This is a genomic window from Paenibacillus sp. PL91, assembly GCF_012935325.2.
GTDB lineage: Bacteria > Bacillota > Bacilli > Paenibacillales > Paenibacillaceae > Pristimantibacillus.
The window spans coordinates 241,257-258,756 of record NZ_JABBYG020000002.1 but is presented as its reverse complement, the minus strand read 5'-3'; the positions used below and the strand labels follow the sequence as shown (position 1 = coordinate 258,756).

At 45.2% G+C, this 17,500-nt stretch carries 20 protein-coding genes; all 20 read left to right on the top strand.

From position 1 onward, the window contains the following. The first annotated feature begins 54 nt into the window (after positions 1–54). The 20 genes from HI950_RS06475 to HI950_RS06380 are packed head-to-tail and all read left to right on the top strand — an operon-like array spanning position 55 to position 17,489. Positions 55–282 (top strand): flagellar FlbD family protein, encoded by a 228-nt coding sequence (locus HI950_RS06475; protein WP_169083074.1) that lies wholly within the window; start codon positions 55–57, stop codon positions 280–282. After that, positions 279–743, top strand: coding sequence for a flagellar basal body-associated FliL family protein (locus HI950_RS06470; protein WP_169083073.1), 465 nt, complete (start codon positions 279–281; stop codon positions 741–743). The genes HI950_RS06475 and HI950_RS06470 overlap by 4 nt, the downstream gene beginning before the upstream one ends. A gap of 37 nt (positions 744–780) precedes the next feature. Beyond that, positions 781–1,782, top strand: a complete 1,002-nt coding sequence (gene fliM / locus HI950_RS06465) for a flagellar motor switch protein FliM (RefSeq protein ID WP_169083072.1) — start codon at positions 781–783, stop codon at positions 1,780–1,782. Next, positions 1,772–3,037, top strand: coding sequence for a flagellar motor switch phosphatase FliY (fliY, locus tag HI950_RS06460; protein WP_169083071.1), 1,266 nt, complete (start codon positions 1,772–1,774; stop codon positions 3,035–3,037). Before fliM ends, fliY begins: the two co-directional genes overlap by 11 nt. Positions 3,038–3,057: 20 nt before the next feature. Continuing rightward, complete coding sequence (locus tag HI950_RS06455) at positions 3,058–3,420, top strand: response regulator (protein WP_169083070.1); 363 nt, start codon at positions 3,058–3,060, stop codon at positions 3,418–3,420. Between the two features lie 57 nt (positions 3,421–3,477). Beyond that, complete coding sequence (locus HI950_RS06450) at positions 3,478–4,077, top strand: flagellar biosynthetic protein FliO (RefSeq protein ID WP_169083069.1); 600 nt, start codon at positions 3,478–3,480, stop codon at positions 4,075–4,077. After that, complete coding sequence (gene fliP / locus HI950_RS06445) at positions 4,067–4,822, top strand: flagellar type III secretion system pore protein FliP (protein ID WP_169083478.1); 756 nt, start codon at positions 4,067–4,069, stop codon at positions 4,820–4,822. The genes HI950_RS06450 and fliP overlap by 11 nt, the downstream gene beginning before the upstream one ends. 22 nt (positions 4,823–4,844) lie before the next feature. Continuing rightward, positions 4,845–5,114: a flagellar biosynthesis protein FliQ gene (gene fliQ, locus HI950_RS06440; RefSeq protein ID WP_169083068.1), complete on the top strand. Its 270-nt coding sequence runs from the start codon at positions 4,845–4,847 to the stop codon at positions 5,112–5,114. An 11-nt stretch (positions 5,115–5,125) separates the two neighbouring features. Beyond that, positions 5,126–5,923: a flagellar biosynthetic protein FliR gene (gene fliR / locus HI950_RS06435; RefSeq protein WP_169083067.1), complete on the top strand. Its 798-nt coding sequence runs from the start codon at positions 5,126–5,128 to the stop codon at positions 5,921–5,923. Positions 5,924–5,936: 13 nt separating this feature from the next. Continuing rightward, positions 5,937–7,034: a flagellar biosynthesis protein FlhB gene (gene flhB / locus HI950_RS06430; RefSeq protein WP_169083066.1), complete on the top strand. Its 1,098-nt coding sequence runs from the start codon at positions 5,937–5,939 to the stop codon at positions 7,032–7,034. 22 nt (positions 7,035–7,056) lie between these two features. Further along, entirely contained in the window at positions 7,057–9,087 is a 2,031-nt protein-coding gene (gene flhA / locus HI950_RS06425; protein WP_169083065.1) for a flagellar biosynthesis protein FlhA, read from the top strand. After that, on the top strand, positions 9,084–10,286 hold the full coding sequence (gene flhF / locus HI950_RS06420) for a flagellar biosynthesis GTPase FlhF (protein ID WP_169083064.1): 1,203 nt from the start codon (positions 9,084–9,086) through the stop codon (positions 10,284–10,286). Before flhA ends, flhF begins: the two co-directional genes overlap by 4 nt. After that, positions 10,283–11,152, top strand: coding sequence for a MinD/ParA family protein (locus HI950_RS06415; RefSeq protein ID WP_169083063.1), 870 nt, complete (start codon positions 10,283–10,285; stop codon positions 11,150–11,152). The genes flhF and HI950_RS06415 overlap by 4 nt, the downstream gene beginning before the upstream one ends. Before the next feature lie 26 nt (positions 11,153–11,178). Next, positions 11,179–12,540, top strand: coding sequence for a protein-glutamate methylesterase/protein-glutamine glutaminase (locus HI950_RS06410; RefSeq protein WP_169083062.1), 1,362 nt, complete (start codon positions 11,179–11,181; stop codon positions 12,538–12,540). Between the two features lie 44 nt (positions 12,541–12,584). Beyond that, a complete protein-coding gene (locus HI950_RS06405) occupies positions 12,585–14,669 on the top strand; it encodes a chemotaxis protein CheA (RefSeq protein WP_169083061.1) in 2,085 nt (694 codons plus the stop codon). Between the two features lie 14 nt (positions 14,670–14,683). Then, entirely contained in the window at positions 14,684–15,145 is a 462-nt protein-coding gene (locus tag HI950_RS06400; RefSeq protein WP_169083060.1) for a chemotaxis protein CheW, read from the top strand. Positions 15,146–15,148: 3 nt separating this feature from the next. Continuing rightward, complete coding sequence (locus HI950_RS06395; RefSeq protein WP_169083059.1) at positions 15,149–15,769, top strand: chemotaxis protein CheC; 621 nt, start codon at positions 15,149–15,151, stop codon at positions 15,767–15,769. Next, the gene (locus HI950_RS06390; protein WP_169083058.1) at positions 15,766–16,260 is read left to right on the top strand and encodes a chemotaxis protein CheD; all 495 of its coding nucleotides are present in this window, start codon (positions 15,766–15,768) and stop codon (positions 16,258–16,260) included. Before HI950_RS06395 ends, HI950_RS06390 begins: the two co-directional genes overlap by 4 nt. A 1-nt stretch (position 16,261) precedes the next feature. After that, complete coding sequence (locus HI950_RS06385; RefSeq protein WP_169083057.1) at positions 16,262–16,699, top strand: hypothetical protein; 438 nt, start codon at positions 16,262–16,264, stop codon at positions 16,697–16,699. A 4-nt stretch (positions 16,700–16,703) separates the two neighbouring features. Beyond that, positions 16,704–17,489 (top strand): FliA/WhiG family RNA polymerase sigma factor, encoded by a 786-nt coding sequence (locus tag HI950_RS06380; protein WP_169083056.1) that lies wholly within the window; start codon positions 16,704–16,706, stop codon positions 17,487–17,489. Positions 17,490–17,500: the final 11 nt, after the last annotated feature.

Genomic DNA, 17,500 nt, shown 5'->3' with positions numbered 1-17,500 from the left:
AAGTCATAATGAGCGGGAGGCTTAAAGCCTCCCTATGGTGTGAGGGGGTAACTGATGATTACCGTAACACGTTTGAATGGAACAAAAGTCACGATTAATGCATTACTCATTGAAGTGATTGAAGAAGCTGCTGATACGGTTATTACGCTTACGACAGGAAAAAAGCTGGTAGTCAAAGAGAAGACAGCTGATCTGTTGCTGCTTAATCAACAGTATCTTCGAACAATAGGCCTCATTGCGGCGGCCCAGAAGAGTGAGCAAACGGAGGGTCCCTCAACATGAAAAAAATGCTTCCATGGTTAATAACGATCTTATTATCCATAACTTTAATCGCAATTGTAGCTATCATTTTGTTTAAGTCCTTTTTTACTGATCCGAAGGAAACGGCGACAGAAACCAAAACGATTGAGGTTAAAGTGCTGTCGGCAGATGAGCGGGTAGAGGTTACATCCGAATTAAAAGATTTCAGAAGAAATCTGAAGGATCCCGAATATGTTGTGGTGCTAAGCTTCGCATTCCAGCTTGACAGCAAGAAGACGAAGGAAGAATTTGACAAGCTGCTTGAGATTGAAGTTCGGCCTATCATTAACCGTACTTTAGCGGACATGACTGCTGCAGAGTTTCAAGGCTCGCAAGGCGAGGATGCGCTTGAATCAAAGCTGCTTAACCTAATTACCCCGATTATACCGAAAGGTAAATTGGTTAAGGTTGAAATCACTAATTTCCTAATTACCGAGATTTAACTGACTACGCAGACATTCCTCGAAGGAGGTGAGATATTTGGTTGATGTTTTATCGCAAAATGAAATTGATGCGCTACTCGCTGCATTGGACTCCGGTGAAATGGATGCAGAGGATTTAAAAAAGGAAGAGATAACGCGTAAAGTCAGCTTGTATGATTTCAAACGCGCCGTTCGCTTCTCCAAGGATCATATTAGAAGCTTAACACGGATCCACGAAAATTTTGCGCGATATTTGACAACCTATTTCTCAGCGCAACTTCGCACTTTTGTTCAAATAAATGTCGTGCAGGTCGAGCAATTGCCTTATGACGAATTTATACGTTCGATTCCTAAGATGACAATCTTGAACATATTTGAAGCGGAGCCGCTGGAAGGTCGAATGGTGCTTGAGGTGCATCCAAACGTAGCTTACGCTATGCTTGATCGAATGTTAGGCGGACAAGGCATTGCGCCTTCCAAAATCAACAATTTAACGGAGATCGAAACGATCATTATGGAGCGTATCTTTAGCCGAACTTTCGAAAGCTTGCAGGAAGCGTGGAGAACGATCATTGATATCTCTCCAAGGCTGGAAGCGTTGGAGACGAATCCGCAATTTATGCAAATCGTTTCCCCGAATGAGACGATAGCGCTAATCTCCTTCAGTACCAAAATAGGCGATACTACCGGTATGATTAACCTATGTATTCCGCATGTTGTCATCGAACCGATCATGTCCAGACTTTCCGTTCATCATTGGTTTGTTTCGCAGAAGAAAGCGCGTGCGCCTGAAGAAGTTGAAATATTGGAGCAGCGCGTAAACAAAGCTAAGCTGCCTATTGTCGCTGAGCTTGGCGAGTCCGCGCTTACAATAAAAGAGTTCTTAGGGCTGAATGTCGGCGATGTGATCTCCTTGAATAAGACAGTCGATGATGGCCTGAAAATTAAAGTTGGAGACAAGCTTAAATTCATTGGCAGTCCAGGCTCGGTTAAAGGGCGACTGGCTGTACAAGTAGATGAGATCGTCAGCGAAGGAGTGGAAGAAGATTATGACGAGTAAGGACTATTTGTCGCAAGAGGAAATTGATGCGTTGCTTCGTCAATCCTCCATGGAGCCGGAGCCCGTGCAGTCCTCTGATGGCGGAGCTCAGCTTGCAGACTTCTTATCCGAAATGGAACAGTCTGCACTCGGCGAAATTGGAAATATTACCTTTGGCAGCGCCGCTACAGCATTGTCAACGCTGCTTGGCAAGAAAGTAGATATTACGACGCCGCAAGTTACTATTGTAAGGAAAGATGAGCTTCCTGACATCTTCCCTAAGCCGCATGTAGCAGTAAGCGTGCAGTATGTCGATGGCTTTCAAGGCATTAACTCTCTCGTCATTAAGACGAAGGATGCCCAAATCATAGCTGATCTCATGCTGGGTGGTGATGGTAACAACATTACGATTGAAGAGCTGAATGAAATCCATATTAGTGCTGTACAAGAAGCAATGAATCAAATGATGGGTTCTTCCGCTACTTCCATGTCGACGATATTTAATAGATTTGTAAATATTTCGCCTCCGGGAATTGATATTTTAGATGTAAACAACGGAGATGGCATGGATCATTTGCCGCCTGTGGATTTGTTTATTAAAATTTCGTTCCGATTGACGATAGGCGATTTAATCGATTCGACGATTATGCAGCTGCTGCCCATCCCATTTGCAAAGCAAATGGTGGATATTTTGATGGGGGTTGTAGAGGAAGAACCGGCTCCGCCAGCTGTTACGGCCCAGCCAGCACCAGCTACAGCGCCCGCAGCACAGCAAGCTATGGCGATGCAGGAAACGGCTGCGTCGGCTCAAATGAACGCTGTACCGCCGCAGATGTATACGGAACCGCCTATGCAGCAAATGCCGCCTATGCAGTATCAAACACCAGCTGCTGGCTATGACATTCCGATGCAGCCGCCTGGACCGCATACATATGGCCAATCAGCAAATCGAAATGTGAACGTTCAGCCTGTGCAATTTGCTAATTTTGGAAATGCACCTTTTGTTCAACCAGACGAAACAAACCTCAATTTACTTCTCGACATACCGCTTAAGGTCACGGTAGAATTAGGAAGGACCCAAAAGCAAATAAAGGATATTTTAGAGCTGTCGCAAGGCTCGATTATTGAGCTGGACAAGCTTGCTGGCGAGCCAGTCGACATCCTAGTAAACAACAAGCTAATTGCTAAAGGCGAAGTTGTTGTCATCGATGAAAACTTTGGTGTTCGCGTAACTGATATCGTAAGCCAATGGGACCGCATTCAAAAATTACAATAGTATCCTAGGAGGATAAAAAGATGGCAAACCGCATTCTAATCGTAGACGACGCAGCTTTCATGCGCATGATGATTCGAGACATTTTATCAAAGAACGGCTACGAAGTCGTCGGTGAAGCCCAAGATGGCGCTCAGGCGGTTGAGAAGTACAAGGAATTGAAACCTGATTTGACGACAATGGATATTACGATGCCTGAGATGGACGGAATCTCCGCACTGAAGGAAATTAAAAAGCTTGATAGCAATGCTAAAGTTATTATGTGTTCAGCAATGGGTCAGCAAGCAATGGTTATTGATGCGATTCAAGCAGGCGCAAAGGACTTCATCGTCAAACCGTTCCAAGCAGATCGCGTAATTGAAGCGATTAAGAAAACGCTCGGATAACGGTAGGACATTATGCTTAACATACCTTCGCGCATTTCAATGGTGTCTGCTCTTGGGATGGCGATATGGCCTCGTTTTGCGGCTGCTGCTGCAATTGACGGCAGCAGCGCAAATCAAGATGAACAGATGGTGTTTACTGGGTCAAAGGATCTAGCGGGCAGCTTGGTTTGGGTGATCATCTCGCTAGCCATCGTTATCGTGCTGATCATATTCGTTATAAAATGGCTATCTCAGCGCAACCGTATGTGGGGAACGAATCGATCGCTTCGTTCACTCGGCGGAATTGCGCTAGGACAAAACAACTCGCTTCAAGTCGTTGAAATTGCAGGTCGGATTTACATCGTAGGCGTAGGAGAGAACATTACTTTACTTGATAAGCTTGATGATCCAGAGCAAGCTCAGGCGGTTATATCGGCGCTTGAGCGCCAGCAAGAGTCTGCCTGGTCAAAGGATATAATCTCTCAATTGCTTAGCAAACTGAAAAACCGAAATGAGAATGCAAGTCCCGAACCGTCAAACGAACAATGGAACAAGGAATCTTCCTTTTCGGATTTGTTACAAAGCAAGCTAAGCAAGCAAGCGGACCGTAAACAACAACTGGAATCACTGCTACAAGACTCAAAAACAAATGAACGGTTGATGGATGATGAAAAATAAATGGTTGATATCAATCGTTGCTGTACAACTGCTTGCACTATTTTTACATAATCAAGCATTTGCAGAGCCGTTGCCCGACATATCCATCAATATCGGCGATGGAGGCGGCGAAACGCCCGGTACTAGCGCTTTATCCATTCTTCTATTAATTACAGTGCTAAGCATCGCGCCAGCGATTATGGTTCTTATGACCAGCTTTACCCGTATCGTTATCGTACTTGGCTTTGTAAGAACATCACTCGGAACGCAGCAAATGCCTCCCAATCAAGTGCTAATAGGACTTGCGATGTTTTTAACTTTTTTCATCATGGCTCCGACATTCTCGCAAGTAAATGAGGTTGCTCTACAGCCTTATTTAAAAGGTCAAATCTCGCAAACCGAAGCCTTTAAGGAAGCATCCGTGCCAATGAAGAAGTTCATGTTCTCTCATACGAGAGAAAAGGACTTGATGCTCTTCATGAATTACACCAAGACGGAGAAGCCGGCTTCATTCGAGGAGATTCCGATTACGGTACTAATACCTGCTTATGCCATAAGCGAGCTCAAAACAGCGTTTCAAATGGGCTTCATGATCTTTATTCCGTTTCTAGTCATCGATATGATTGTTGCAAGCACTTTGATGGCGATGGGGATGATGATGCTTCCGCCCGTTATGATATCGTTACCGTTTAAATTGCTTTTGTTTGTATTAGTAGATGGATGGTATTTAATCGTAAAATCATTATTGTTAAGCTTCAACACGTGAGACTAGCAGGGAGGGACGTTCGATGAGTACTGATTTCATAATCGGATTAGCCGGCGAGGCCGTATTCGTGGTTTTGAAAGCCAGTGCGCCAATGCTCGTTCTTGCTTTGGTTGTAGGGTTAATTGTCAGCATATTTCAAGCAACAACACAGATTCAGGAGCAGACGCTTGCTTTTGTTCCAAAAATTGTAGCGGTTTTCGTGTCTATCATTGTATTTGGCCCATGGATTCTAAATACGATTATCGATTTCACTTACAATCTGCTGAATAATCTTCATAATTACATCGGTTAGGTTGTGAGTGGATGAACGCAATCGTACAAGGCTTTCCTATTTTTTTGCTTATCTTTTGTCGAATTACAGCGTTTTTCGTCGTAGCGCCTGTCTTTTCTTCCCGAGGCGTGCCGAATGTATTCAAGATCGGGCTTGGCTCATTCATTTCATTTATCGTTTTCTTGACGTATGGAATGAATCAGACCATCGTACCGGATGCGGAATATGTGCTTGTTCTGCTGCGAGAAATATTGGTCGGCGTACTGATGGGTTATGTGGTCTATTTGTTTTTTACTGTCGTACAAACAGCAGGCGCCTTTATGGATTTGCAGGTTGGTTTTGCAATGGCTAACATCGTAGACCCTCACACTGGTACGTCAGCCCCATTGCTCGGCAATTTCAAGTACATGCTGATCATCGTCATTTTTCTAATGATGAACGGCCATCATTTTATGTTGACAGCGCTTATGGATAGCTACAAATGGATGCCTTTGTCAAACGAACTATTCAGCAAATTAATGAGTGGTAGCGTCACCGACTTTTTGACGAGATCCGTAGGCAACACATTTTTACTGGCCATCCAAATTGCGTCACCGTTAATCGTTGCGATGTTTTTGACGGATGTTGGACTAGGTTTCTTGACCAAAACGGCACCTCAATTCAATGTGTTTGTAATCGGTATCCCGCTTAAGCTGATCATTGGCATGTTTTTGCTTATTTTGTTAATGCCAAGTCTTGCTGGCATATTCGAAAGATTGTTTTCCATCATGTTCGATGCTTTGGAGCAGTTATTCGGAATCGTGCAAGGACCGCCGCCTGAGGGACAATAGGAGGATGCTGCCCATGCGTAATTACCGACTAAAGCTTGATCTTCAGCTTTTCAGTCAGGAGAAGACCGAGGAAGCAACTCCGAAGAAAAAGGACGAAGCTAGGAAGAAAGGTCAAATTGCTAGATCCTCTGACCTACCCGGTTCATTAATAATGCTGTTTACATTTATGGGATTCATCATGCTGGGCGGATTTTTTAAAAAGCATATTATGATGCTGTTTGGAAATCTGTTTGAAGACTGGCTGCTGATGGAGCTGACGACCGAAAACGTGATGTCACTTTTTACCGACGTAACCATTCAATTGCTGCTCATTTTGATGCCGATATTTGCAATAGCCGTTGTCATTGGGATTCTAGGGAACATCATCCAGTTTGGTTTTTTGCTCACCGGCGAACCTCTTCAAATGAAATTAAGCAAGCTAAACCCAATAAACGGCTTTAAACAAATTTTTTCCGCAAAAACGATCGTTGAATTTCTGAAAAGCGTACTGAAGTTGCTTATTATAGGCGTTCTCGTTTATATGGCTATTTCAAAAGAGTGGGACCGCATATTGGTTTTGGCAAGCTTGCCTGTTCAGCAGATCTTTAGCTTTACAGCCGGTTTGACGGTTAGATTAGGCATTGAAATTGGTGCAGTGCTTACAGTACTCGCATTTGCAGATTTTTTCTATCAACGTTACGAGCATAACAAGAGTCTCAGAATGTCCAAGCAAGATATAAAAGATGAATACAAGAAATCGGAAGGCGATCCGATCATCAAGGGCAAAATTCGTGAGCGCCAGCGCAGAATGGCCATGCAGCGAATGATGCAGGAAGTTCCTAACGCGGATGTCATCATCACCAACCCTACACACTTTGCTATCGCATTGAAATATGATGCAACGAAGATGGAGGCGCCAAAAATAATTGCCAAAGGCATGGATCATGTCGCGCTTCGCATTAGAGAAATAGCCAAAGAGAACGGCGTTGTTACTATGGAAAATAAACCACTGGCCAGAGCGCTTTATGAACGTGCTGAGATAGGGGATGTTATTCCTCCAGACCTGTTCCAAGCTGTGGCCGAGGTGCTCGCATACGTATATAAGATGAAGGGCCGAGTAAAATCATCATAACGCTACGAGAGGAGACGGCATCATGAAAGCAAAGGACTTTGTAGTACTATTTGGCGTAATTGGTATTGTGCTCATGATGATTATCCCGATCCCAGTCCTATTACTAGATATCCTTATTATATTAAACATTTCGATAGCCTTGATGATTTTGCTAATCGCTATGAATACGAGGGAAGCGCTAGACTTCTCTATTTTTCCGGCCATTCTATTAATAACCACCCTATTTCGTCTCGCGCTGAACGTTTCTACAACAAGAAATATTTTATCGCATGCTGAAGCGGGGGAAGTCGTTGCTACATTTGGCAGCTGGGTTGGCGGAGGGCAAATCGCAATCGGATTTATCGTCTTCCTCATCCTTGTCGTCGTACAATTTATCGTAATTACGAAAGGCTCCGAGCGGGTGGCGGAGGTCGCGGCAAGATTTACGCTAGACGCGATGCCCGGCAAACAAATGAGTATTGATGCGGATTTGAACGCCGGCTTGATTAACGAGCAGCAAGCAAAAGCCCGCAGATCCAAAATTGAACGAGAAGCAGATTTCTATGGAGCCATGGATGGCGCCAGCAAATTTGTAAAAGGTGATGCGATTGCCTCCATCATCATTCTAGTCATCAACTTGGTCGGCGGCTTCATTATCGGGATGGCTATCCATGATTTGAGCTTTGGCGAGTCGCTTTCAACCTTCTCTATTCTTACGATAGGTGACGGTCTCGTCAGTCAAATCCCTGCCTTGCTAATTTCAACGGCTGCAGGTCTTATCGTAACAAGGGCAGCATCAGACGGCAACTTGGCCGAGGATGTTACCTCGCAGTTGTTTAAATATCCAAAGCTATTGTTTATCGCAGCTGGCACAATCGGCTTGCTAGGCTTAACGCCTATCGGTCCGATTCGGACTTGGCCATTCGCCATCATGCTTACATTCGGCGGCTGGTATATGCAGAAGGCGATTAATAAGCAGCAGGAGCAAGAGGATATGCTGGTTGAGGAGCAACAGATTGAAGAGGTTCGAAGTCCTGAGAGTGTTATCAGTCTCTTGCAGGTTGATCCAATCGAATTCGAGTTTGGCTACGGGCTAATCCCGCTTGCCGATACTCAGCAGGGCGGAGACTTGCTAGACCGGATCATAATGATTCGCAGGCAGTGTGCTTTGGAGCTTGGACTCGTTGTACCTGTAATTCGGATCAGAGATAATATCCAGCTTAAACCGAATGAGTATGTGATCAAAATAAAAGGAAACACCGTTGCTCGCGGCGACTTGCTCCTCAATCACTATTTGGCAATGAGTCCAGGGTTCGAGGACGATTCTGTCGTCGGTATTGAAACGACCGAGCCAGCCTTCGGATTGCCAGCCATTTGGATCGATGAGCAGATGAAGGAGCGTGCAGAGCTGTCAGGGTACACGGTTGTTGATCCGCCGTCTGTCGTTGCCACACATTTAACGGAAATTATTAAACGACATGCGCATGAGCTCATAGGCAGGCAAGAAACGAAGCAGCTTGTGGAAAATGTCAAAGAGTCATATCCAGCACTTGTCGATGAATTAATTCCTTCCATTCTTAGCATCGGCGATGTACAGAAAGTGCTAGCCAAGCTGCTGCGTGAGAAAGTGTCTATTCGAGATCTAGTTACGATTTTCGAAGCGTTGGCAGATCATGGGAATTATACGAAGGACCCGGATATTTTAACCGAGTATGTTCGTCAATCCTTGTCAAGGCAAATTACCCAGCAATTCTCTTCCGGTGGCGATACGTTAAGAGTTATCACAGTGGGCCCGCAGTTAGAGAAAAAAATTGCAGAATCCGTACAGCAGTCAGATCAAGGAAGCTATATCGCATTAGATCCGATATCTACACAGCAGATTTACCAGAAGCTAAATGAGCAAGTCAATCGTCAAATTCAGTCCGGTCAACAGCCTGTCGTTCTCGCATCGCCCACTATCCGTATGTATTTGAGACAAATTGTGGAGAGAACAATGCAAGATTTGCCCGTGCTTTCTTACAGTGAGCTTGAACCTAACATTGAAGTTCAAAGCGTCGGGGTGGTGAACCTATGAGAGTAAAACGATATGTCGTCAATGCATTGCCCGAGGCTGTAACTATGATTCGCAGCGAACTTGGGAAAGATGCCGTCATTCTGAATACAAAGGAAATTAAGGTTGGCGGGTTTATGGGAATGTTTCGCAAGAAGAAGATGGAAGTGATAGCCGCTATCGAGTCGAATCAAGCGAATATCCCTTCACCCCAGCAGCGAACAGCAAATCCTCAAGTAGATGCGGCGGTTGAACAGATTTTGCAAACGGCTCAGCGTACGGCTACTGCTGTCATGGAACCGCCTGCGGCAGTCTCTGTGAAAGAATCAGATTATAGAAAAGAACGTGAACAGTACATTATTGACGAAATACGCGACTTACGAGAATACATGGTTAAGCTTTCGAAGCAGCAAAGCAACCATAGTGGGATGTCCGAGCATTTGATTCAGCTCAAAGAGCATTTGATCGAGCAGGAAATGGACCCGTTATGGATCGAGCGGTTGCTGCAGTTAATGGTAGAAAAGCAGCTTGAAGAACAAAGCGAATTCGGTAAAGAGTTAGTTTGGGAGCATGCAGCAAAGCAGATTGAGGAGTGGCTGCAGCCCTATAGCGGCAGCGGAATCAGCAATCATGCACGAGTCGTTCATTTTGTAGGCCCTACCGGTGTTGGCAAGACGACAACGATCGCGAAGCTGGCAGCGGAGCAAACGCTAAAAAAGGGCCGCAAGGTTGGATTTATTACTTCTGATACGTACCGAATAGCAGCAGTAGATCAACTAAGAACGTATGCCACTATACTGAACGTCCCACTTGAGGTTGTATTCTCGCAAATGGATCTCACTCGTGCCTTCAAGCAGCTTGCCGAGCAGGATTTGATCTATATGGATACAGCCGGACGGAATTTTCGCAGCGAGCTGCATGTCTCTGAAGTAAATAGCTTGCTTCAAACCTCTGAGCCCAGCGAAACGGTGCTCGTGCTTAGCTTGACTGGCAAAACGCGCGATATGGCGGCGGTTGCGGATCACTTCAGCAAATATGGCGTCCGAAAAGTGTTGTTTACAAAATTAGATGAAACGTCTGTATACGGCGCGATCTTCAATCTGATTATGAACTTTGAATTGCTGCCTACTTATATGGCAAGCGGACAGACAGTACCTGATGATATCGAGTTGTTTCAAATCGATTCATACATTAAGAAGCTGCTCGGGAGCAATGGCCCATGATGGATCAAGCAGAAGCATTACGCAACTTAGTCAAACAGCAGGAGCTTCAAGACGAAGGCCGAACGACCCGCGTTGTAACCGTCACCAGCGGGAAGGGGGGCGTCGGGAAATCGAATTTCAGCCTAAACTTTGCCTTATCGCTTCAGAGGCTCGGCAAAAAAGTACTCGTATTCGATGCGGATATCGGTATGGCCAACATCGATGTGCTTATGGGCATTTCATCAACCTACAATTTATACCATTTGCTTAAGCAGGAGAAGACGATTTGGGAAATCGTTCAGGAAGGTCCAGAGGGGCTGAACTTTATCGCTGGCGGCTCAGGCTTTCGCGACCTGATGGATTTATCGGAAGATCAGCTCGATCGCTTCGAAGTGGAGATAAGCAAGCTGCATGGGAAGTATGACGTGATCTTATTTGATACAGGCGCAGGACTTTCGAAGGAAACGGTAAAGTTTATTACCGCCGCTCAGGAAACAATCGTGGTTACGACGCCAGAACCAACATCGATTACGGATGCGTATGCTTTGATTAAGATGGTTAAAGGTATGGATGTGAACGTTCATTTCAAATTAATCGTCAATCGCGCCGTGGATCCCCGCGAAGGTAAGCAAACGGCAGATAAGATCACTATGGTAGCTCAGCGTTTTCTTCAATCCGACTTGCCGCATTTGGGCATTTTGCCGGATGATCCTAACGTAACTAAAGCGGTTAAACGCCAAGTACCGTTTACGGTCGCTTACCCAGGAAGCGAGGCATCCATAGCTATTGATCGGATAGCGAAGCGCTTTCTCGAAATACCACAGAGCTCTACAATTAGCGGCGGAGTCAAAGGATTTTTGCATAAAATGTTCAGACTCTCAAGATAATCCTTTGGAAGTGAGGAGGAAATGGCATGGCTCCTTATCGCATACTTGTTGTTGACGATTCCGGTTTTATGCGGAAAATTATTAGTGATTTAATTATTCAGGACCCGCAATTTACAATTGTAGCTACTGCCCAAAATGGTCAAGAAGCGATTGAAGCGGTCCGTGAATGGAAGCCGGATGCCGTTACCTTAGATTTAGAAATGCCTTTAATGAACGGAATTGAAGCGCTGCAAATTATCATGAGGGACAATCCGACACCTGTCATTATGCTCTCGGGAATTAGTGAAGACAATACGAGAGAAACGATTAAGGCTTTGCAATTTGGCGCTTTCGACTTCATTAGAAAGCCTTCAAGCGCCATATCGAATGACATTCATCAGGTTGGCGATTTTTTACTTGAAAAATTGCGGATTGCTGTACTCACAAAGCGTTATCAACCGATTATTGCAATTAGCGAGAAGCAAGCTCCAAACGAGGTTGGCCCTGCGCGGGCAGAGCAAATTATAAAATCAACAAAGATTAAGCCTTCACAACAAGAGGAGCCGCAAGCAACACCGCTGCCTACTCCCATCAAGGATCGGAGCAAACCGAATGATCCGAAAATGGTGGACAAGCAGACGTTGGAGCAAACGGCACCCCCTTTACATAAACAACAAAAAAGCACGAAGCCTGAGGTTGCTGCGCCTAGCAAAATCAAACCGACGATTGCCGCGCACAAAACCGTACATAAAGAAACACCGGTTGTTGCTAAGCCCCTTCATGTAGAGCCACCTTCTATTAGGAAGGAAAGGGCGGGCAGCCCGCTAGCATCAATCAAACATATAGTAGCCATCGGTACTTCAACAGGGGGCCCGAGAGCGCTTCATGAGGTCATTACTTCATTGCCAGGAGATTTTCAGGCACCAGTGCTCATCGTTCAGCATATGCCTCCTAAATTTACGAAATCTCTAGCTCAGCGACTGGATAGCTTTAGCGAGTTGAAAGTGGTGGAAGCAGAGCAGGGGGAGAGAGTATCTGTAGGAGTGGTTTACATTGCACCTGGCGGCTTCCATATGGAACTTGCCAAGGATGCTGCGGGTTATTCGATCTTACTGACAGAGCAGCCGCCGCGCAACGGTCATCGGCCATCGGTCGATGTATTGTTTGAATCATTGGCTCCGTTTCGAGAGTTGAAGCGGCATGCTGTCATCATGACGGGCATGGGAAGCGATGGCGCAAAGGGCATGAAGCTGCTTCAAGGCAGCGGAATCGAAACTACGATCGCAGAAGCAGAAGAAACCTGCGTCGTGTATGGGATGCCTAGATCTGCGGTTGAGGCTGGCTGCGTAGATAAAGTATTGCCGCTGCAGCTCATTGCCCCGCAACTTGTACAGGCAGTGCTGAAATAAATAGGCTAGAATCGTTTAAACATACTAACAGGAGGTGCTAGTAAATGGATATGAATGCCTATTTATCGATGTTTATCGATGAATCTAATGATCATCTGCAATCGCTGAATGAAAATTTGCTTAGGCTAGAAAGCGAGCCTGAGGAGCTTAGTATCGTTCAAAATATATTTCGTTCAGCTCATACGCTGAAAGGGATGTCAGCGACCATGGGCTTTGAGGATTTGGCTGCGTTAACGCATGAAATGGAAAACGTGCTGGATCTCGTTCGCAATAATAAGCTCAAAATGGACAGCTTTATTTTTGACACCTTATTCAAAGGGTTAGACGCTCTTGAAGCAATGGTTCAGGATATTGTTGGCGGAGGTACGGGCAAAGCTGACGTCACCTCTATCGTTGCATCCTTGCAAACGATACTAAAGAGCGATTATAGCGCTAGCCATGCATCTGCTGCTCCAACAGTGGCAGCAAACGCAGCAGGTGCTTCATCATCAAGCGTATCAGGGGCGATGCTGCTTGATGAGTTTCAATCCTCCATTTTGCTTCAATCGATCGAGTCCGGACACTATGTCTATCACATTCAGATCGCAATTCGTGATAATTGCATGCTTAAAGCAGTACGCGCTTATATGGTGTTTGATTTGCTGGAACGAAACGGAGAGGTTATTAAATCTGATCCGCCTGCCCAAGATATCGAGCAGGAAAAATTCGATTTCTCGTTCACCGTCTTTACAATCTCTCAGTTAACGCAGGAAGATCTTCAATCGCAGCTTCTAAACATCTCCGAAATCGAAACGGCAACCGTAACGTTGCTCGATGCTGAGTCGTTAGCTGTACTCAGTCAATCAACCGCTGCTGCAGCAGTAGAAGTTGTTGATGCAGCTCCGGCCCCGCCGATCGTTAAGGAGCAATCAGCTCAAGAAGCAGCTGGTAAAGGGCAAGCGCAGGCTGCGCCTGCCGCACCTGCCGCACCTGCAAATGTAGCGAGAACGATACGGGTGGACATTGAGAGATTGGATACGCTAATGAACCTGTTTAGCGAATTGCTCATTGACCGCGTAAGACTTGAACAGCTATCCAGTGAAATTAAGCGCAACGATTTAACAGAGACGGTCGAGCATATGACGCGTGTCAGCTCAGACTTGCAAAGTATCGTGCTGAAGCTGCGGATGGTTCCAGTCGACTCGGTGTTCAACCGTTTCCCTCGCATGATTAGAGATTTGGCAAAATCGTTAGACAAAAAAATCGATTTAGTCATTACAGGCGCAGATACGGAGCTTGATCGTACCGTAATTGATGAGATTGGTGATCCGCTCGTTCACTTACTACGTAACTCGGTTGACCATGGCATTGAGACCGTTGAAGAGCGAGTTGCTGCAGGCAAGTCGGAAACGGGTACAATTTACTTACGTGCCTTCCATAGCGGAAATCATGTCTTTATTGAGGTAGAAGAAGATGGTCGTGGCATCCATCACGAACGTGTCCTAAAGACAGCCATTAAAAATGGTGTTGTTACGGAAGAGCAAGCAAAGCTGCTGTCACCTGACGAGATTAATATGCTCATATTTGCAGCAGGCTTTAGCACTGCTGACAAGATCTCGGATATTTCAGGAAGAGGCGTCGGTCTTGATGTCGTGCGATCCAAAATTACATCGTTAGGCGGAAACGTAACGATTGACTCCGCATTTGGCAGAGGCACTAAGTTTTCCGTTCAACTGCCGCTTACCCTTTCTATTATATCGGCGATGCTTATTAAGCTAGGTTCAGAGAAATATGCAATTCCATTATCTTCTATCGTAGAAACCGGAATCATCAGTAAGGAAAATATTTTACATGTTCACGGCAACAAAATGATTGAGTTTAGAAACACCATCATTCCGCTCGTATCGCTTAGCAAAGTGCTTGATTCTCCGGATTTTGATGAGAATCAAGAGCAGGAAACTGAAATAGTCGTGGTGCGCAAAGGCGAGAAATGGGCTGCAGTAATGGTTGACGAATTTATCGGCCAAAGCGAAATCGTCCTCAAATCGTTAGGCAAATATTTAACCAATGTCGAAGCGATCTCTGGCGCAACGATACTAGGCGATGGCTATGTGGCATTGATTATTGATCCGAATGCACTAATCAAATAAAGGGGGTTTTTACGATGGGAGAAGAATTAAAGGTTATCGTGTTCGCTCTTGGGAACGAAGAGTATGGAATTGAAGTGGATAAGGTACGCACGATCGAAAGATTATCTCCAATTACACGCGTACCCAAAACAGCTTCGTTTATTAAAGGGGTTATTAATTTACGGGGCGTGGTCGTTCCAGTGATCGACCTTCGTGGCCGCTTTAATCTTTCAGAAACGACTGCAACCGAAAATTCCAGAATTATTGTTGTAGCAGTGGCTGATATTGAGGTGGGCTTTATCGTTGATTCCGCAAATGATGTTATTGATATCGATACCGATACGATCGATTTGCCGCCGGAAATTGTTGGAGGCATTAAAGCTAAATACTTAAGAGGCATCGCAAAGCTTGGTGAAGGTCGACTTCTCATCATGCTGAATTTGTCTGAAGTGTTGAACAAAAACGAGATCATACAGCTAGAGCAGCTAGAGGTATAACGAGTGAATCTATTCAACCGATTAGAAGCATTTGAGCTTGATGTATTAAAAGAAGTCGGCAATATTGGAGCAGGAAACGCTGCGACTGCACTATCACGGTTGTTGGACAAACCAGTAGATATGGCTGTGCCCAAAGTAAGCTTACTGCCCTTTGAAGAGATCGCTGAGCGTGTTGGCGGTTCCGAGCAAATCGTCATCGCCGTCTTTCTTCGGGTGGAAGGCGAAGCGCCTGGCAATATGTTTTTCATTATTGAGGAAGCATCTGCTAAGCGGATTTTGCGGCAGCTGCTGGCGATGAATTTAGAATCGCAAGAGAGCTATTCCGAGATGGAGCTGTCCGCGCTTTGCGAGATCGGCAACATTTTGGCAGGCTCATACTTGTCTTCGCTGGCAGACTTTACTCGTTTAACGATGGCACCATCTGTTCCTTCCATAGCAGTAGATATGGCAGGAGCCGTACTAAGCTACGGTCTCATGCAATACGGAGAGATGGGAGACTCGGCCCTACTTATTGAAACGACATTTTTGGAAGATTGTCAATCGCTTGAAGGACATTTTTTCCTAATACCTGATCCAGAGTCATTTGAAAAAATATTTAGGGCTTTGGGAGTCGTTATTGAATGATACAACAGAACTTGGTCAAAGTAGGCATGGCTGATTTAAATATTGCAACAGATGGAGCGATACTCAAAACGACTGGCTTAGGTTCGTGTGTAGGGCTCACGTTGTACGACCCTATCCGAAAAATAGCTGGTATGGCACATGTCATGCTGCCGTCTTCAGAGATTGCCCGCGAGACCAAAATGAACTTGGCTAAATATGCAGATACAGCCATCCCCGAGCTGCTAGATCGGATGATAGCAGCCGGAGCTTACGTTGAGAGAATGAAAGCTAAGATGGCAGGTGGAGCACAAATGTTTGCCATGTCTGGCCATACCGATTCATTAAGAATTGGTCCCCGAAACGTGGATTCCTGTACGGAAATGCTGCTTAAGTTTAAGATCCCGATTATTTCGCAGGATACGGGTGGCAGCTTTGGACGCACGATAGAGTTTAATAGTGAAAATGGAATGTTATCAATAAGAAGTGTGCAGTTCGGTACAAAGGAGATTTGATATGCTAGGAACATGGCGATGGAATGTCGTATTTGGAATTTTCGGCACCGTGCTTACGGTAGCTTTCTCAATCGGAAATAATCCGATTTCTGTAATGCTGCTTAGAAGTATGTATGCTTTCATCGCTTTTTTTGTTCTTGCGTATGGAGTACGTGCCATATTGGCATACATTCTTCAGCCTCCTATACTAGTAGGCGAGCAGATCGAAGACGATGAGAGCAAGGGCAGCCGGCTGGATTTGCATACCCCTGACGAGTCAGCGGATATTAATCAATTGTTAAAAACACAGCTGCAGGATGGCGGGGCGAAATCCAGTGGGGATGCACAATCTAATGAAGCAACTGGATTTCGACCGTTGAATCCTCCTCAATTATTATCTACAAAAAATACACAGCCAGAAGAATTGGTTAAAGCCATTCGTCACCTGACAGGAGAGTGAGTCGATGATTGAGCAAAAAAACCCTCATCTGACAAACTTGCAGATGTGGCAAGCCTGGAGAGAACAAGGCGAGTTGGAAGCGAAGAAGAAGCTGATCGAGCAATATTTGCCGCTTGTTGATTATGTCACGAATCGAATGGCAATTGGACTGCCGAAAAACGTCATTAAGGATGATCTTGCCAGCAATGGCGTTATGGGACTAATCGATGCAATTGAAAAGTTCGATTATTGCCGCGGCTTACAATTCGAAACGTATGCATCTTGGCGTATTCGCGGTGCTATTATAGACGGATTGCGGCAGGGGGACTGGGTTCCTCGTTCCGTAAGGGAGAAAGCGAAGCGAGTGGAAGAGGCGTATCAGCATTTGGAACAGCAATATTTGCGCACCGTCACAGATGCTGAGATTAGCCGTTACCTCGAAGTTTCGGAGAAAGAATTTACGAATATGCTCCAAGATATTGCCGTAACTACAATATGCTCGTTGGAAGACCCGATTCGAGAAGAGGAATCGGAGACTAGAATGTCATTGTTAGTAGATGATAAGGCAAAAAATCCGGATCATAAAGTACATGAGTTTTATTTGAAGGAATCTTTGGTTAAAGGAATTGAACGTCTTACCGAAAAGGAACGCACAGTCGTTTCCCTATTTTATTACGAGGAATTATCATTAAGTGAAATTGCTGAAGTAATGTCACTATCACCTTCGAGAATTTCCCAGCTCCACTCAAAAGCCATTTTGCGCTTGCGGGGAGTTTTGGCTAAGCATAAAGATCAACTCATGCAGCAATAGGAAGGAGGGAG

Coding starts and splice junctions, on each gene's coding strand:
- HI950_RS06385 (WP_169083057.1), top strand. CDS start 16,262: ATGCTAGGAACATGGCGATGGAATGTCGTATTTGGAATTTTCGGCACC.
- flhF (WP_169083064.1), top strand. CDS start 9,084: ATGAGAGTAAAACGATATGTCGTCAATGCATTGCCCGAGGCTGTAACT.
- flhA (WP_169083065.1), top strand. CDS start 7,057: ATGAAAGCAAAGGACTTTGTAGTACTATTTGGCGTAATTGGTATTGTG.
- HI950_RS06400 (WP_169083060.1), top strand. CDS start 14,684: ATGGGAGAAGAATTAAAGGTTATCGTGTTCGCTCTTGGGAACGAAGAG.
- HI950_RS06475 (WP_169083074.1), top strand. CDS start 55: ATGATTACCGTAACACGTTTGAATGGAACAAAAGTCACGATTAATGCA.
- HI950_RS06455 (WP_169083070.1), top strand. CDS start 3,058: ATGGCAAACCGCATTCTAATCGTAGACGACGCAGCTTTCATGCGCATG.
- fliQ (WP_169083068.1), top strand. CDS start 4,845: ATGAGTACTGATTTCATAATCGGATTAGCCGGCGAGGCCGTATTCGTG.
- fliP (WP_169083478.1), top strand. CDS start 4,067: ATGAAAAATAAATGGTTGATATCAATCGTTGCTGTACAACTGCTTGCA.
- fliR (WP_169083067.1), top strand. CDS start 5,126: ATGAACGCAATCGTACAAGGCTTTCCTATTTTTTTGCTTATCTTTTGT.
- HI950_RS06410 (WP_169083062.1), top strand. CDS start 11,179: ATGGCTCCTTATCGCATACTTGTTGTTGACGATTCCGGTTTTATGCGG.
- HI950_RS06405 (WP_169083061.1), top strand. CDS start 12,585: ATGGATATGAATGCCTATTTATCGATGTTTATCGATGAATCTAATGAT.
- flhB (WP_169083066.1), top strand. CDS start 5,937: ATGCGTAATTACCGACTAAAGCTTGATCTTCAGCTTTTCAGTCAGGAG.
- HI950_RS06450 (WP_169083069.1), top strand. CDS start 3,478: ATGGCGATATGGCCTCGTTTTGCGGCTGCTGCTGCAATTGACGGCAGC.
- HI950_RS06415 (WP_169083063.1), top strand. CDS start 10,283: ATGATGGATCAAGCAGAAGCATTACGCAACTTAGTCAAACAGCAGGAG.
- HI950_RS06390 (WP_169083058.1), top strand. CDS start 15,766: ATGATACAACAGAACTTGGTCAAAGTAGGCATGGCTGATTTAAATATT.
- HI950_RS06380 (WP_169083056.1), top strand. CDS start 16,704: ATGATTGAGCAAAAAAACCCTCATCTGACAAACTTGCAGATGTGGCAA.
- HI950_RS06470 (WP_169083073.1), top strand. CDS start 279: ATGAAAAAAATGCTTCCATGGTTAATAACGATCTTATTATCCATAACT.
- fliY (WP_169083071.1), top strand. CDS start 1,772: ATGACGAGTAAGGACTATTTGTCGCAAGAGGAAATTGATGCGTTGCTT.